The organism is Kineococcus rubinsiae (genome assembly GCF_011839805.1).
In the GTDB taxonomy this organism is placed as follows: domain Bacteria; phylum Actinomycetota; class Actinomycetes; order Actinomycetales; family Kineococcaceae; genus Kineococcus; species Kineococcus rubinsiae.
The window spans coordinates 25,192-40,367 of the sequence record NZ_VWPY01000009.1 but is presented as its reverse complement, the minus strand read 5'-3'; the positions used below and the strand labels follow the sequence as shown (position 1 = coordinate 40,367).

Sequence of the window (15,176 nt, the reverse complement as noted above, 5' to 3'; positions counted from 1 at the left end):
GCCGTCAGCGCCGGGCGCGCACCACGACGGTCCGGCCGAGCTTGTCGTGCAGGGCCTGGCGCCGCGTGTCCCACAGGGGCCAGAGCGAGTCGAGGAACCAGTAGGCCTGGCCCGCGACCGGCACGTTCGCGACCAGGTCGCGCGTCACCCAGCGCAGGACCGCCTGGCCCCAGCCGGGCAGCCCGGGCCGGTCCCAGCCGCGCACCCGCAGCCCGAGCAGCAGCTTGCCGGGCGTCGCGCCGACGAAGCGCAGGAAGAGGACCGTGTAGACCGCGCTGACGGCGATGGCCACGAACGACACCGTGTTCAGCGCGGAGACGACCCCCGGGCCGGTCACCGCGTCGGTCGGCGGGGCGGTGGTCGCCCCGGCCTGCGCGGCCACGACGACCTGGTCGAGGTAGGTCTGGAAGGCGTCGGCCACGACCCGGAGCTGACCCCACGCGGCGACGACGACCACGAGCTGGATGAGCAGCGCGTCGACGATGCGGGCCAGCAGCCGCCGCCCCAGCCCGCCGAGCTGCTGCCCGTCCGGGGTGGCCAGCAGCCGCGCCCGCGGCGAGGCGTCGTAGCCGCCCGCGTACGCGCCCGCCGCGGAGCCGTACCCCGCGGTCCCAGGGGCGTCCCCGCCCTGCCGGCCCCACGGGGCGGGCTGCTGCCAGCCCGGCTGGCGCCACTCCCCCGACGTCGGGCCGGCGCCGCCGTGGGTGTGCTCGGTCCAGTTCGCACCGTCCCACCAGCGCAGCGGCGGGGTGGGTGAGGTGGACGCACCGGGCGGGGCGGTCGGGTCGGGGTACCAGCCGGCGGGCGCGCTCATGGGACCTCAGCGTGCCAGGTCACGCACCCCCGCCGGCCACCGACTCGGCCGCACCCCATCAGACGCCGAACTCGGTGGGGTCCAGGCCGACGGCCTGGCAGACCTCGCGCACCGCGCGGACCTCGTGCGCGTCGAAGTCGCCGTCCGCGCCGCCCACCAGGACGCCCACCTGGACGACCGCGCGCGCCTGCTCGGGCTTGCTGCGCAGCTTCCCGATCGCCTGCAGCGCCTCGATCTTGCCGAAGTCGTAGTCCGTCGTGAGCTTGGTGCAGTAGCGGTCGAAGGAGTCGCGCAGCGTCGCGGCGTCGAAGGCCGACAGCACGTCGTTGCTGGCGATGAACGCGGCGGTCTTGGACCGCTCGGAGGGGTCGATCTGCCCGTCGGCGGCGGCGATCAGCGCGCACGTGGCCATGCTCGCCTCGGCGAAGTCCTTGCTCTTGAACTGCCCGACCCGCGTCTTCAGCTGGTCGACGGCGGGCATGCCCTTGCGCTTGAGGTTGTCGAGAAAACCCACGGGGGAACACGTCCTTCCACGGCGCCGGAGACGGTCCCCGTCGCGTACCCCGACAACGGGTGCGGCGCGGCGGGGGTTCCGCCGGGGCCCCCGGGGACAGGGCCGTGCGGGAACCTCGGCCGGACGGTGGCCCTCAGCTGAAGCGGCGGACGATCTCGGAGTTCCGGTCGGCCAGCAGCTGGCGCAGGGTCCGGCGCACGAACAGCGCGTCGGCGACGCGGCCCAGCAGGCCCAGCGGGCTGCGCCACGACATCCGGTCGGTCATGATCGTCATGCCTGGGCCCTCGGCCTCGAAGGAGTGCTCGTGGCGGAACTGCGCGAACAGCCCGTCGGCCATCTCGTCGACGAAGCGCCGCGGGTGCTCGAGCTCGACGATCGCGGACGTGTGGGTGACGGGGACCGCGCCCAGCAGGCGCATCCGCCAGCGCACGCGCTCCCCCAGCTCGATGCGGCCGGTCGTGCGGCCCGCGCCCTCGACGGCGCGGACCCGGTAGCGGCGCCCCGCGACCCGCTCCACGTCGAGGTCCAGCGACATGTCGAACACGTCGGCGAGGGGGGCGCGGACCATGGTCCGCTGGACGATCTCGGGCACGTGGCGAACCTACCCGAGCGCCCCGCGCCGCGACGGCGCAGCGGGGCCGGGCCCGACCTGCCCTTCGCGTCAGACGAGGGTGAGCAGGTGGTCGCGGCGCGCGCGCAGCACCTCGACCGTCGCCGACGCCGACGGCGGGCCGGGGACGGCCGCGCGGACCTTGGCGTAGACGGAGGCGTGCGGCATGGCGCGCCCGGCGGCCACCCGGCCCACGAGCCCGTGGATCTCCTTGCGCAGGAGCGCCGCCGTGTGCCAGGTCGCCTCGTCGGGCCCCTCGGAGACGGGTTCGGCGACGGGGTCCTCGTCCTCGCGGGGCGGGCGGGTCGTGGCGGTGCGCTTGCGGATCGCCTCGTCGCGCTGGGCCAGCAGCGTGGCGGTCTGCTCGGGCGAGAGCAGCCCCGGCAGGCCCAGGTAGTCCTCCTCGTCGGCGCTGACCGCGCTCACGGGTTCCGGACCCCCGGCCACGACGGCGCGACCGCCGTGCAGGACGTGGGCGAACTCGGCCTGCGCGTCGAGCGCCTCGTACTCGCTGGGCCCGCCGGGCTCGCGCTCGGCCGGCGGCAGGGCGTCCAGCTCCCCCGGGTCGGGCAGCGCGTCGCCCGAGGGCGGCGGGGCCAGGACGTGGTTGCGGTCGGTCTCCAGGGCCGCGGCCAGCGCGAGCAGCGGGCGCACGGCGGGCAGGAAGACGGTCGCGGACTCCCCGCGGGCCCGCGAGCGCACGACGCGGCCGACGGCCTGCGCGAAGAACAGCGGGGTCCGGTAGGACGTCATCCACGCCAGGCAGGCGGCGCGCGGGACGTCGACGCCCTCGGAGACCATCCGCACGCAGACCGCGAAGCGCTGGTCGCCGGCGGCGAAGTCGGCGATCTTCTTCGACGCCTTCGGGTCGTCGGAGAGGATCAGCACGGGCTTCTCCCCCGTGACCCGCTGCACGATCTTCGCGTAGGCGCGCGCGTCGTCCTGGTCGGAGGCGAGCACGAGGCCGCCCGCGTCGGGCATCCCGCACTCGCGCAGGTGGGTCAGGCGCTCGTCCATCGCGGCGATGACGTGGGGCACCCAGTCCCCGCGCGGGTCCAGCGCCGTCCGCCACGCCAGCGCCTCGACGGACTTCGTCGTGGCGTCGGTGAGGGAGGCCGCGACGACCTCGCCGGCGGAGTTCCGCCAGCGCGAGGTGCCCGTGTAGGCCGCGAAGACGACGGGGCGCACCACGCCGTCCGCGAGCGCCTCGCGGTAGCCGTAGGAGAAGTCGGCGACGCTGGTGAGCCCGCCCTCGGACTCGGGGGCGTCGTCGTCGACGTAGCTGACGAAGGGGATCCGCTCGTCGGCCTTGGTTCGGAACGGGGTCCCGGACAGCGACAGCCGGCGGCGCGCGTCGGCGAAGGCCTCGCGCACGGCGTCGCCCCAGGACAGGCCGTCGCCCGCGTGGTGGACCTCGTCGAGCACGACGAGCGAGCGCTTGGCGGTGGAGCGCGCGCGGTGCAGCATCGGGTGCCCGGCGACCTGGGCGTAGGTCGTCACGTAGCCCTGCATGTCGGCGCGCACGGGCCCGACGCCGTTGCTCATGGTCGGGTCGAGCTGGATGCCCGCGCGGTGGGCCGCCTCGGCCCACTGGGTGCGCAGGTGGTCGGTGGGGGCGACGACGACGACGCGGTCGACGCGGCGGCTGTCGAGCAGCCGGCGGGCCAGCGCGAGGGCGAAGGTCGTCTTGCCCGCGCCGGGCGTCGCGGTGACGAGGAAGTCGCCGCGGTCGTCGCGCTCGGGGTCGAAGTACTGCTCCAGCGCGCTCCGCTGCCACGCGCGCAGCGGCCGGGCCGCGGGGGCCCCGGGCGCGTCCAGCGGGGGTGCGCCGACGGTGCCGGCGTCGCCGGCGAAGAGGCCGGACGTGCCGGACGGCAGGTCGGTGCGGGTGGTGCTCACGGTCTGAGAACCGTAGCCGACGTGGCCGGGGCGGGCTCGGAGCGACGCGGCGCGCGGCCCCGGGAGCCGACGACGGCGGCGAGCACGGCGACGAGGAGCAGGCCCGCGAACATGCCCGCGAAGAGGTCGTCCTGCCCGCCGGCGCCGGTGTGCAGGGCGGCGAAGACGGCGCCGACGACGGCGATGCCGAGCACCCCGCCGAGGTTGTCCGACAGCTGCAGGGCGCTGGAGGCGAGCCCGCGCTCCTCCGGCGGCGCCATCCGCAGCGTCAGCACGCTCGTGGTGGCCATGCCGATGCCCATCCCGCAGCCCGCGATGAGCCACACGAGGAGGACGAACCAGCCGCTGATCCCCGACAGGACGACCGCGACGAGCACGCCGATGCCCAGGGCGATCACGGCGCCGCCCGCGACGAGCAGCAGGTGCCGCGGCATCCGCGTGAGGTCGCGGGTCTGGATGGAGGTGCCCGCGAACCAGCCGATCGCGCCGCCCGTCAGCGCCAGCCCGGCCTCGGCGGGCGCGAGCCCGCGCTCGGTGACGAGGAACAGCGGCACGAAGGACTCGGTGCCGAAGAAGGCCGCGGTGTAGAGGCCGCGGACGCCGATGACGCTGGGCAGGCCGCGGGCCGCGCGCAGGGTGCCCCGCGGCAGCAGCCCGGGCAGGGCGGCCACGACGAGCGTCGCCCCGGCGACCGTGAGCACGACCGGCCAGGCCCCGCCGTCGCTGAGGCTCTCCGCCCCCACCTGCAGGGCCCCGGCGCCGACGGCCAGCAGGGCGCCGCGCAGCACGCGGCGGCGGGCGGTCGCCTCGAACGAGCCGGTCCCCTTCGCGGGCACGCGGGGCAGGATCACGGCCGCGACGGCGACGCCGAGCGGCACCACGACGCCGAACACCGACCGCCAGCTGATGGCGTCGGCCATCCACCCGGCGAGGGTGGGGCCGACGATCGCCGGGAGGACCCACGCGGCCGACATGTAGCCGAAGACCTTCGGCCGCAGCGCGTCGGAGAACGCCGCGCCCACGACGACGTAGAGGGCGACGACGACGAGCCCGCCCCCCGCCCCGGCCAGCAGGCGGCCCAGCAGCAGCAGGGAGAACGTCGGCGCGAGGGCGCACGTGAGCTGCCCGGCGGTGAACAGGGCCGCGCCGGCCGCGAGCGGCGCGCGGGGGCCGCGGGCGTCGCCCCACGGGCCGGCGACGACCGTGCCGAGCAGGCTCGCGGTGAGGAAGGAGGAGAAGGCCAGGCCGTAGGACCGCACGCCGCCCAGGTCCGACGCCGCGACGGGCATGGCCGTGGCGACGGCCATGCTCTCGAACGCGACGAGGGTGATGAAGGCGACGACGGACAGCGTGGTCCGGCGGTGCTGCCTCGACAGCGGGCCGGGCGGCTGGCCGGCCTCCCCCGCGGGTGCGGGGACGGTCATCAGCTGCCGGAGCCCCCGCCGTCGTCCTTGCCGCCGCCGGGGCGCTGCAGCCCCTCGTAGATCTCCTTGCAGGTCGGGCAGACCGGGAAGCGCTTGGGGTCGCGGCCCGGCACCCAGACCTTGCCGCAGAGGGCGATCACGGGGGTGCCGGTCACGGCCGACTCGGTGATCTTGTTCTTCTGGACGTAGTGCGCGAACCGCTCGTGGTCGCCCGGCTCGACCTTCTCCTCGGCCGCCTCCTCGCGGTCGAGGACCGCGGTGCGCGACGGCGTCGTCGACGGCGATTCCTGCGGCAGCGGCTGAGGGCTGAACGGGTCGTCGGTGGGCGTGCTCATGCCCCGATCCTACGGTCAGTTCATCGACACGTCGGTGGGGAAGCTGGCCACGAGGGCGAGGTCGCCGCCCTGGCGGCGCAGCACCTCCGACCACAGCTCGCCCGGGGTGTCGGAGAAGGCGTCGCGCGCCTCGGCCGGCAGCACGAACCAGCTGCCCTCGGCGATCTCGGCCTCCAGCTGGGACGCGCCCCACCCCGCGTAGCCCGCGAAGATCCGCAGCCCGGACAGCTCCGCGACGACCGCCTCGGGCGGGGTGTCGAGGTCCACGAGGCCGACGGAGCCGAGCCCGACCGAGCCGAACACCCGGCGCACGCCCAGCGGGTCGGGCCGGTCCCCCGGCACGGCGACGAGGCCGAGCGCGGAGTCCAGCGCCACCGGGCCGCCCTGGAACAGCTTGCCCGGGGCGGTGGCGAAGGGCTGCCAGCCGGGCAGGACGACGTCGACGTCCACGTCCAGCGGGCGGTTCACCACGACGCCCAGGGCGCCGTCGTCGTCGTGGTTGAGCACGAGGACGACGGCGCGGTGGAAGTTCGGGTCGCTCAGCGCGGGCGTGGCGAGCAGCAGCCGCCCGGTGAGGGCGGCCGGGGGCAGCGGGGTCACGACGACCTCCGCTGCGGCCGCCTCCGCTGCGGCCGTCTCCGCTGCCGGGCCTGCGGCCCCACGCGCACCATGGGCCCATCATGGCGCACGCCGCGGGCCGTGCCCCCGCGCACCACGCCCCGCTCCCGCCTCAGGTCCGCGGGGTCACGAGCGGCACGTCGTCGCGGGTCCCGCGCACGTACTGCGGCGGCCAGGCGAGCGTCCCGCGCTCGTGCAGGGCGACCGCCGCGCGCTGCACCCAGCGGGGGTCGGCGAGCAGGGCGCGGGCCAGGAAGACGACGTCGGCGTCACCCGAGACGAGCAGCTGCTCGGCCTGCGCGGGCTCCAGGATCATGCCGACGGCCCCGACGAGGACGCCCGTCTCACGCTTGATCCGGCCCGCCGGCGGGACCTGGTAGCCCGGTCCCACGGGGATCTTCGCGTCCGGGCTGTTGCCGCCGCTGGAGGCGTCGACGAGGTCGACGCCGTGGGCGGCGAGCTCGCGGGAGAGCTCGACGGAGGAGTCGACGTCCCAGCCGCCCTCGACCCAGTCCGTGGTGGACAGGCGCACGAAGACCGGCTTCTCCTGCGGCCACACGGCCCGCACGGCGTCGACCACCTCGAGCAGCAGGCGGCTGCGCCCGGCGAGGTCGCCGCCGTAGCCGTCGGTGCGCCGGTTCGACAGCGGCGAGAGGAACTGGTGCAGCAGGTAGCCGTGGGCCGCGTGGACCTCGACGACGTCGAAGCCCGCGGCGTCGGCGCGCACGGCCGCGTCCGCGAAGGCCTGCACGACGCCCGCGATGCCGGCCTCGTCCAGCTCCCGGGGGGTGGCGTAGCCGCCGAAGGCGACGGCGCTCGGGCCCACGGTCTCCCAGCCGCCCTGCTCCACCGGGACGCTGCCCTGCTCCTCGTCCCAGGGGCGGTGGGTGGACGCCTTGCGCCCGGCGTGCGCGAGCTGCACGCCCGCGGCCGCGCCCTGGCCGTGCAGGAAGTCGACGATGCGCCGCCACGCCTGCGTCTGCTCGTCGTTCCACAGGCCCGCGTCCTGCGGCGAGATGCGACCGGCGGGGGTGACCGCGGCGGCCTCGGTCAGCACGAGCGCGGCCCCGCCGGTGGCGAAGGAGCCCAGGTGCACGAGGTGCCAGTCGTTCGGCACGCCCGGCGCACCCACGGGGTCGCAGGAGTACTGGCACATCGGCGAGACCCACGTGCGGTGCGCGAAGGTGGTGCCGCGGATGGTCAGGGGCTGGAAGAGTCGGCTCACCCGGCCGACCGTACGACGTGCCGCGGCCCGGCGCCCGGGCGGGCTGAGGCGTTGCGCCGCAACCCAGCGGGCGTCAGGACCGGTTGCGGCGCTTCTGGTCGTACATGCGCGCGTCGGCGACCGCGAGGACCTCCGCGGTGCTGCGCGTCAGGTCGTCGACGACGTGGCCCACGCTGCAGCGCATCAGCAGCGGCTCCCGGCCCTCGCCGAGCGGAACCTCGACGTCGGTGAGCGCGTCGCGCAGCCGGCCGGCGAGGACGTCGGGCTCCACGTCCGCGGGGCTCTCCACGAGCAGGACGAACTCGTCGCCGCCGAAGCGGGCGACCGTGTCCTCCCCGCGAGCCGCGTGGCGCAGGCGGCCGGCGATCTCGACGAGGGCGGCGTCACCCACGACGTGCCCGTAGCGGTCGTTGACCTGCTTGAGGTCGTCGACGTCGCAGAAGAGCACGAGAGGCGCGAGGCCCGTGCGGCGCGCCCTCGAGCGCGCCTGGTGCCAGCGGTCCTCCAGCAGGGACCGGTTCGGCAGCCCGGTGAGGCGGTCGTGCGTGGCGCGGTGCGCGAGGTCGCGCTGGCGGGCCACGTGCAGCGAGACGTCCCAGCAGACGACGTGCATGCCGCGCTGACCGGCGTGCACCACGGGCGCCAGCAGGACCTCGACCGTCACCCCCTCGTCGCGGCCGGTGACCAGCCGCCACTCGTGGGGCACCCGCTCCAGCGAGGGGTCGGCCACGGCCTCGGCGGACAGGACGCCGAGCACGTCGGCGCGGTCCTCGGGGTGGACGAAGCGCGACAGCTCCTCGCCGTCCAGCGGCTCGTCGGCGCCGAGCAGGCGCTGCGCGGCGGGGTTGGCCCACACGACCCGCGCGTCCTGGACGACGAGGGTGGCGAGGGGTGACTCCTCGACGAGGCGCCGGTAGTCGGCGTCCTGCACGCTGTCCCCTTCCGTCGGTGGCCGCCCTGGTCGGGCGATCGGCTTTCGACGGTACGTGCGGGGAGCGGAAGGCAAGGAGCCACGCCGGTGATCGCACCGGTTCGGGGGAACGCTTGCGACACAGCGCAACTGCGGGTGGCTCAGCGTCGGTCATCCGGCCGGACCACGGGGACGCGAGCGCCGGCGAGCAGGGCCCGGACGCACGTCGAGGCGGTGTCCCTCGCGGGACACCGCCTCGACGGGTGTGGAGATGGCGGGAATCGAACCCGCGTCCGCCAGCGCTTGACCAGGGCTTCTCCGGGTGCAGTCTGCTACTGGTCTACTCGGCCCCGACGGTCACGCAGACATGCCGTCGCCGGGCCCAGCCGCGTTGGTTGTCCCTCTCACCTACGCGACCTCGGTGAGAGGTGAGCCTCCTAGCTGACGCCAGTACCCGGGGCGGAGGCGCACCCGGGCTGACGGACTCACACTCGCTCAGGCAGCGAGGGCGAAGTCGGTGCGCTTGGAATCGGCACCTATTGGTTTGCACGGATCGTTATCGAGATAACCGTGCGTCCTCGACCCGCTTCCCCTGGCTCGACGACCGACGTCGAAACCTGTCATCCCCGTGTTGAGTTGTGACTACCGGCCCCGTGGTGGCGGCCGTGACCCAGCGTACAGCTCAACGGGCCGGACGGCTCCCGTGTTCCCGGCGGCCGCCGGAGGCCCGGGGCACCGCCCCGGACCACCCGATCAGCGCTCCTGGCGCTTGACCGCCGACATGACGCGGTCGGCCTCGCGCTTGTCCTGCCGCTCGCGCAGGGCCTGGCGCTTGTCGTAGTTCTTCTTGCCCTTGGCCAGGGCGATCTCGACCTTCACGCGGCCGTTGTCGAAGTACAGCGACAGCGGCACGATCGTGTGGCCGGACTCGCGCATCTTGCCGGCCCACTTGTCGATCTCGGCGCGGTGCAGGAGCAGCTTGCGGCGCCGGCGCGGGGCGTGGTTGGTCCAGGTCCCCTGGACGTACTCGGGGATGTGGACGTGCTCGAGGTACATCTCGCCGCGGTCGATCTGGGCGAAGCCGTCGACGAGGGAGGCGCGGCCCATGCGCAGGGCCTTCACCTCGGTCCCCGTCAGCGAGATGCCCGCCTCGACGGTCTCCTCGATCAGGTAGTCGTGGCGCGCCTTGCGGTTGCTGGCGATCACCTTGCGACCGGTCTCGCGCGGCACGTCGATCACTCCTCGGGGGCTGGCTGACCCACCACTCTAGGAGCCGCCGGCCCGGGCCCGCACCACGGTTCTCCCAGGGCGGACGCGCCGGCGGCCCGGGCGCTCAGATGCGCAGCCACCGCCGCAGGCTGACGAGCGAGGCGAAGACGGCGAGCAGGAAGCCCACGCCGAACATCAGCGGCATGGCCTGGGTGAGCACCTCGGGGGTGCCCACGAGCTTTGTCGTGAAGCCGGGGCGGTCGGCCAGGCGGCCCAGGCCGTACTCGACGAGCGACCACAGGGCCCCCGACGCCAGCGCGGCGCCCAGCAGCGTGGCGACCACGCCCTCGAGGACGAACGGCAGCTGGATGAGCAGCCGGGACGCCCCGACGAGCCGCATGATGCTCGTCTCCCGCCGCCGGCTGAAGGCGGTGAGGCGGATCGTGGTCGACACGAGCAGGACGGTGCAGACGAGCATCAGCGCGGCGAGGCCGAGGGCGACGACGGTCGCGGCGTCGAGCGCGGAGAACAGCGGCCCGAGGATCTTGCGGTCGTCGGGGACGTCCTCGACCCCCGGCACGCCGACCACCTGGTCGCGGATCTCCTCGTAGCGCTCGGGGTCGGTGAGCCGGACGCGGAAGGACTCCGGGAGCTGGTCCTGCGTCACGTTCGCGGTGAACGACGGGTCGTAGGTGTCCAGGAAGTTCGCGAAGGCCTCGGCCTGCGACTCGTAGAACACCTGGTCCACGAGCGGGGAGTCCGTCAGCTGCTGGCGGATCGCGTCGCGCTGCGCGCCGGTGACGGCCCCGCCGGGGCAGTTCTCCGCCGTGCTCTCGGAACCGCACAGGAACACGGACACCTGGACGCGGTCGTACCAGTCACCCTTGAGGATCGAGACCTGCTGCTGCACCAGCAGTCCGGCCCCGAAGAAGAACAGCGACACCATCGTCACCAGGACGACGGACACGGTCATGGACAGGTTGCGGCGCAACCCGGTGAACATCTCGCTCAGGACGAAGCCGAGGCGCACGAGTCTCCCTCTCTGCCTGGTACCGCTGCCTCAGCGGTTCGAGCCGTAGACGCCGCGGTCCTCGTCGCGGACCACGCGGCCGTCCCGGAGTTCCACGACGCGCTTGCGCATCTGGTCGACCATGTCGTCGTCGTGGGTGGCCATGACGATCGTCGTCCCCGTCCGGTTGATGCGGTCCAGCAGCTTCATGATCCCGACGCTCGTGGTGGGGTCGAGGTTCCCGGTCGGCTCGTCCGCGAGCAGCAGGGCGGGCCGGTTGACGAAGGCGCGCGCGATGGCCACGCGCTGCTGCTCACCCCCGGACAGCTCGTGCGGGCGCCGCTTCTCCTTGCCCTCGAGCCCGACCAGGCCGAGGACCTCGGGGACCGTCTGGGCCACGACGTGGCGCGGCTTGCCGAGGACCTGCAGGGCGAAGGCGACGTTCTCGTAGACCGTCTTGTCGTGCAGCAGGCGGAAGTCCTGGAAGACCACGCCGATCTGGCGGCGCAGCGCCGGGACCTTCCAGCTGCGCAGCCGCCCGACGTCGCGGCCGGCGACCTGGACGGTGCCGCCGGTCGACCTCTCCTCCTTGAGCACCAGCCGCAGGAAGGTGGACTTCCCGGACCCGGACGGGCCGACGAGGAAGACGAACTCCCCCTTGTCGATCTGGAGGGTCACCTCGGCGAGCGCGGGGCGGTGCCCCTCGCCGTAGGCCTTGCTGACGTGCTCGAAGGTGATCACTCGTGGGGGCGGTCAGTCTCGGGGACGGGGCGTGCGGGCGTGCGGGAACAGCTGCCTGACCTGACGCCCACTGTACGGGCCGCGACCGAGCGTCATCGCCGACGCCGGACGGGTGAGTCGTGCGCCCGCCGGCCGCGGCTCAGTGCTCGGCGCGCTCGCCCAGCTTGCGCCAGCGGATGCCCGACTCGAGGAAGGCGTCGATGTCCCCGTCGAAGACCGCGGAGGTGGCGCCGACCTCGTAGTTCGTCCGCAGGTCCTTGACCATCTGGTAGGGGTGCAGGACGTAGGAGCGCATCTGGTTGCCCCACGAGCCCGAGTCGTCGCCCTTGAGCGCGTCGAGCTCGGCCTGGCGGTCCTTGCGGGCCTTCTCCAGCAGCTTGGCCTGCAGGACGCGCATCGCGGCCGCCTTGTTCTGCAGCTGCGACTTCTCGTTCTGGCAGGTCACGACGATGCCCGTGGGCAGGTGCGTGAGGCGCACGGCGGAGTCGGTCGTGTTGACGGACTGACCACCGGGGCCCGAGGAGCGGTAGACGTCGACGCGGATGTCGTTCTCGGGGATGTCGACGTGGTCGGTCTCGGCCACCACCGGCAGCACCTCGACGCCGGCGAAGGACGTCTGGCGGCGGCCCTGGTTGTCGAAGGGCGAGATGCGCACGAGGCGGTGGGTGCCCTGCTCGACGCTCAGGGTGCCGTAGGCGTAGGGCGCGGCCACCTTGAAGGTCGCGGACTTGATGCCCGCCTCCTCCGCGTAGGAGGTGTCGTAGACCTCGCTCTTGTAGCCGCGGCGCTCGGCCCAGCGCAGGTACATCCGCATGAGCATCTCGGCGAAGTCGGCGGCGTCGACGCCCCCGGCCTCGGAGCGGATGGTCACGATCGCCTCGCGCGGGTCGTACTCGCCGGAGAGCAGCGTGCGGACCTCCAGCTCACCGAGCTGCTTGCGCACGGCCTCCAGCTCGCGCTCGGTCTCCTGCCGGGTGTCCTCGTCGTCCTCGGACTCGGCGAGCTCGACGAGCACCTCGAGGTCGTCGATGCGGGAGCCCATGTTCTGGATGCGGTCCAGCTCGGCCTGCAGCGCCGACAGGCGGCTGGTCACGGTCTGGGCGTGCTCCGGGTCGTCCCACAGCTCGGGCGCGGCGGCCTGCGCGTTGAGGTCGCTGAGCTCCGACCGCAGCTGCGGGAGGTCGGACACCTCGCGGATGGAGGCGTACGTCGTTCGCAGGGCGGAGATCTCGGCGGGGAAGTCGGTGGCCACGACGGTCGAGCTTACGCCGCCCGCGCCGAGCGCCCCTCCGTCAGCTCAGCGGGTGCCCGGGCGACGGCGTGGTGGGGCGGCGCTCAGGCGAAGGCGGACGCCGGGAGGTCGCGCTCGTCCTCGACGATCGCCCGCACGATGCGCTCGGCGACGGCCTGCGGGGCGAGGCCCTCGGCCAGCTTGGGCGCGCTGCCCGCGACGGGCCGGTTCGCCAGGCCGGTCTCGGTGTGCGGCGGGCGGACGTCGAGGATGCGGACGCCGTCGCGGCGCAGCTCCTTGGCGAGCGCCGCGTCGAAGGCCGTCAGGGCCGCCTTGGAGGCGGAGTAGGCGGCCATGCCCGCGGTCGGCTTCTCCGCGACGACCGCGGAGAGCAGGGCCGCGAAGGCACCGGGGCGCTCGCTCGCGGCCGAGCGCAGGTGCGGGACGGCCGCGCGCAGCAGCCGCAGTGGGCCGAGGGCGTTGGCGAGGAAGACCTCGTCGAGCAGGTCGTCGTCGGCGTCGGTGGCCGGGCCGAAGGCGACGACGCCCGCGGCGTGCACGACCCCGTCGAGGCGGCCGAGGTGCCCCACCGCGGCCGCGACGAGGTCGTCGGGGGCGCCCGGCAGGCGGAGGTCGGCGGGGACCACGTGCGCGCCCTCGGGGGCGGAGGCGCCCAGGCGGTCGGCGTCGCGGGCGGAGAGGACCAGCCGGGCCCCGGCGTCGGCGAGCAGTCGCGCGAGCGGGGCCCCGAGGCCGCCGCTCGCACCGGTCACCAGCAGGGCCGCGCCGTCGAGGTTCGTCACGTCCCGACGCTCGCACGGTCAAGATCGCGGCGCACGCGGTGGCGGCGAGTCGTGCGTCACGCCCCCCGTCCCTCGGGCTGGTGACCCCGCTCAGCGGAAGCGGCGGCCCTCGTCGCGGCGCTGGGCCAGGACGGCGAGGGCGGCCAGCACGACGGTCCAGCCCACCAGGACGGGCAGCGCCGTGCCGGGGACGTCGCCCCCGGTGGCGGCACCGACGACGAGGTCGCGGCCCGCGCGGGTCGGCGTCAGCGTCGAGATCGCCCGCAGCCACCCGGGCATGACCTCCGGCGGCAGGAACAGCCCGCCGGCGAAGGCCAGCGGGAGCAGCAGCACCTGCGCCACGGCGAGCGCCGCCTTGCTGGGCAGCGAGTAGCCGATGGCCAGGCCCAGCGCGAGCAGCGGGACGCCCGCCAGGACCAGCGCCGCGACGCCGGCCAGGAACCGCGCCGGGGTCGTCGTCGCCTCGGTGAGCAGGGCCGCGAGCACCAGCAGCGGGACGACGCCGAGGACGCAGAAGAACGCCCCCGTCAGCACGCGCGCGAGGAAGCGCGGGCCCGACGGCACGGGCAGCGTGCGCAGGTGCGTGTCCCACGGCAGCGCCCGCTCCTCGGCGATGCCCGCGCCGTGGGTGAACAGGGACACGCTCATCGCGGAGAACACGCAGAGCTGGGCGACGGCGCTCGTCGCCGCGGCGGCGTCCTGCGCGACGGCCGCCTGCGGGACGATGAAGACGAGCATGGTCAGGGCGGGGAACGCGGCCGAGCCGACGATCGCCACCGGCACCCGCAGGTTCTCCAGCACCTGGAAGCGCGTGTGCAGCAGGGTCATCCGCAGGCCGGAGACGAGCGCGGGCGCCGGCCGGGCGGACGTCGGCGCGCTCACGCCGGCCGCCCCGCCGCGGGGGCGGTGCCCGTCTCGCTCTGTGTCAGAGCCACGAACGCCTCCTCCAGCGTGGCGCCCGCGACCTCGAGGTCGCGGAAGTCCAGGCCGCTGCCGACGAGCTCCCGGACGAAGGCGTCGGCGTCGCCGGCCAGGACCTCCCACCGCCCGTGGCCCCCGTCGGCGAGCACCTCCGACACCCCGGCCGCGGTGGCGAGCGCCGGGGCGGGACCGGCGGCGAAGCGGACGCGCCGCAGGCTCGTGCGCCCGCGGATCTCCGGCACGGTCCCCTCCGCGACGACCCGGCCGTGGTCGACGACGACGACGCGCTGCGCGAGCGCCTCGACCTCCTCGAGGTAGTGGCTGGTCAGCAGGAGCGTCCCGCCGCCGTCGACGAAGCCCCGCACGGCGTCCCAGAGCGCGAGGCGCGCGGTGACGTCGAGACCCGTGGTGGGCTCGTCGAGCAGCACGAGCTCGGGGCGCCCGACGAAGGCCAGCGCCACGCACACCCGCCGCTGCTGGCCGCCGGACAGGCCACCGCACTGCTTGCGGGCGAGGTCGGCGAGGTCGAAGCGCTCCAGCAGCTTGGCCCGGGGCACGGGGTCGCGGTGGTGCCCGCCGACGAAGTCGACGACCTCCGCGACCGTGAGCGTCCCGGGCAGGCCCGTGGACTGCGGCGTGCAGCCGAGCCGTGCGCGCACGGCGGGTGAGCGGGGGTTGCCGCCGACGACGCGGACGCTGCCGCTGGTCGGGGTGCGCAGGCCCGCGAGCAGGCTCAGCAGCGTCGACTTGCCCGCCCCGTTGGGCCCGAGCACGCCGACGGCCTCACCGCGGCCGACGCGGAGGCTGACGTGGTCCAGGGCCGTCACGGTGCCGAAGGTGCGCGTCGCGTCGTCCACCTCGACGACGGGGGACGGGGCCACGGGGTCCTCCTGGCGTCCGGGCGGCCGGGCCG

General features: G+C 74.9%; 16 protein-coding genes and 1 other RNA gene. All 17 read right to left on the bottom strand.

The annotated features are described in order from the left end of the window. Window positions 1-4: 4 nt before the first annotated feature. On the bottom strand, window positions 5-814 hold the full coding sequence (locus tag F1544_RS07440) for an RDD family protein (RefSeq protein ID WP_167583816.1): 810 nt from the start codon (window positions 812-814) through the stop codon (window positions 5-7). A 58-nt stretch (window positions 815-872) separates the two neighbouring features. Next, on the bottom strand, window positions 873-1,328 hold the full coding sequence (locus tag F1544_RS07435) for a tellurite resistance TerB family protein (RefSeq protein WP_308469930.1): 456 nt from the start codon (window positions 1,326-1,328) through the stop codon (window positions 873-875). Between the two features lie 133 nt (window positions 1,329-1,461). Beyond that, a complete protein-coding gene (locus tag F1544_RS07430) occupies window positions 1,462-1,920 on the bottom strand; it encodes an SRPBCC family protein (protein WP_167583814.1) in 459 nt (152 codons plus the stop codon). Window positions 1,921-1,989: 69 nt separating this feature from the next. Further along, on the bottom strand, window positions 1,990-3,756 hold the full coding sequence (locus F1544_RS07425; protein WP_167583931.1) for a DEAD/DEAH box helicase: 1,767 nt from the start codon (window positions 3,754-3,756) through the stop codon (window positions 1,990-1,992). Window positions 3,757-3,833: 77 nt separating this feature from the next. Beyond that, a complete protein-coding gene (locus F1544_RS07420; protein WP_167583812.1) occupies window positions 3,834-5,261 on the bottom strand; it encodes an MFS transporter in 1,428 nt (475 codons plus the stop codon). Beyond that, window positions 5,261-5,596: a DUF3039 domain-containing protein gene (locus tag F1544_RS07415; RefSeq protein ID WP_167583810.1), complete on the bottom strand. Its 336-nt coding sequence runs from the start codon at window positions 5,594-5,596 to the stop codon at window positions 5,261-5,263. The genes F1544_RS07420 and F1544_RS07415 overlap by 1 nt, the downstream gene beginning before the upstream one ends. A gap of 15 nt (window positions 5,597-5,611) precedes the next feature. Continuing rightward, window positions 5,612-6,196: a YqgE/AlgH family protein gene (locus F1544_RS07410; RefSeq protein ID WP_167583808.1), complete on the bottom strand. Its 585-nt coding sequence runs from the start codon at window positions 6,194-6,196 to the stop codon at window positions 5,612-5,614. A gap of 130 nt (window positions 6,197-6,326) precedes the next feature. After that, complete coding sequence (locus F1544_RS07405) at window positions 6,327-7,439, bottom strand: NADH:flavin oxidoreductase/NADH oxidase (protein WP_167583806.1); 1,113 nt, start codon at window positions 7,437-7,439, stop codon at window positions 6,327-6,329. 73 nt (window positions 7,440-7,512) lie between these two features. After that, complete coding sequence (locus tag F1544_RS07400) at window positions 7,513-8,370, bottom strand: GGDEF domain-containing protein (protein WP_167583804.1); 858 nt, start codon at window positions 8,368-8,370, stop codon at window positions 7,513-7,515. A gap of 242 nt (window positions 8,371-8,612) precedes the next feature. Then, window positions 8,613-8,977, bottom strand: a transfer-messenger RNA (tmRNA) gene (gene ssrA / locus F1544_RS07395). 125 nt (window positions 8,978-9,102) lie between these two features. After that, window positions 9,103-9,579, bottom strand: coding sequence for an SsrA-binding protein SmpB (smpB, locus tag F1544_RS07390; protein ID WP_167583802.1), 477 nt, complete (start codon window positions 9,577-9,579; stop codon window positions 9,103-9,105). Between the two features lie 103 nt (window positions 9,580-9,682). Then, entirely contained in the window at window positions 9,683-10,588 is a 906-nt protein-coding gene (gene ftsX / locus F1544_RS07385; protein WP_167583799.1) for a permease-like cell division protein FtsX, read from the bottom strand. Window positions 10,589-10,618: 30 nt separating this feature from the next. Next, on the bottom strand, window positions 10,619-11,308 hold the full coding sequence (gene ftsE / locus F1544_RS07380) for a cell division ATP-binding protein FtsE (protein WP_167583798.1): 690 nt from the start codon (window positions 11,306-11,308) through the stop codon (window positions 10,619-10,621). A gap of 139 nt (window positions 11,309-11,447) precedes the next feature. Beyond that, entirely contained in the window at window positions 11,448-12,560 is a 1,113-nt protein-coding gene (gene prfB / locus F1544_RS07375; protein ID WP_167583796.1) for a peptide chain release factor 2, read from the bottom strand. A gap of 83 nt (window positions 12,561-12,643) precedes the next feature. Continuing rightward, window positions 12,644-13,342: an SDR family NAD(P)-dependent oxidoreductase gene (locus F1544_RS07370; protein ID WP_308469928.1), complete on the bottom strand. Its 699-nt coding sequence runs from the start codon at window positions 13,340-13,342 to the stop codon at window positions 12,644-12,646. Window positions 13,343-13,432: 90 nt separating this feature from the next. Next, a complete protein-coding gene (locus F1544_RS07365) occupies window positions 13,433-14,224 on the bottom strand; it encodes an ABC transporter permease (RefSeq protein WP_208971448.1) in 792 nt (263 codons plus the stop codon). Further along, on the bottom strand, window positions 14,221-15,144 hold the full coding sequence (locus F1544_RS07360) for an ABC transporter ATP-binding protein (RefSeq protein ID WP_208971447.1): 924 nt from the start codon (window positions 15,142-15,144) through the stop codon (window positions 14,221-14,223). Before F1544_RS07360 ends, F1544_RS07365 begins: the two co-directional genes overlap by 4 nt. Between the last annotated feature and the right edge of the window lie 32 nt (window positions 15,145-15,176).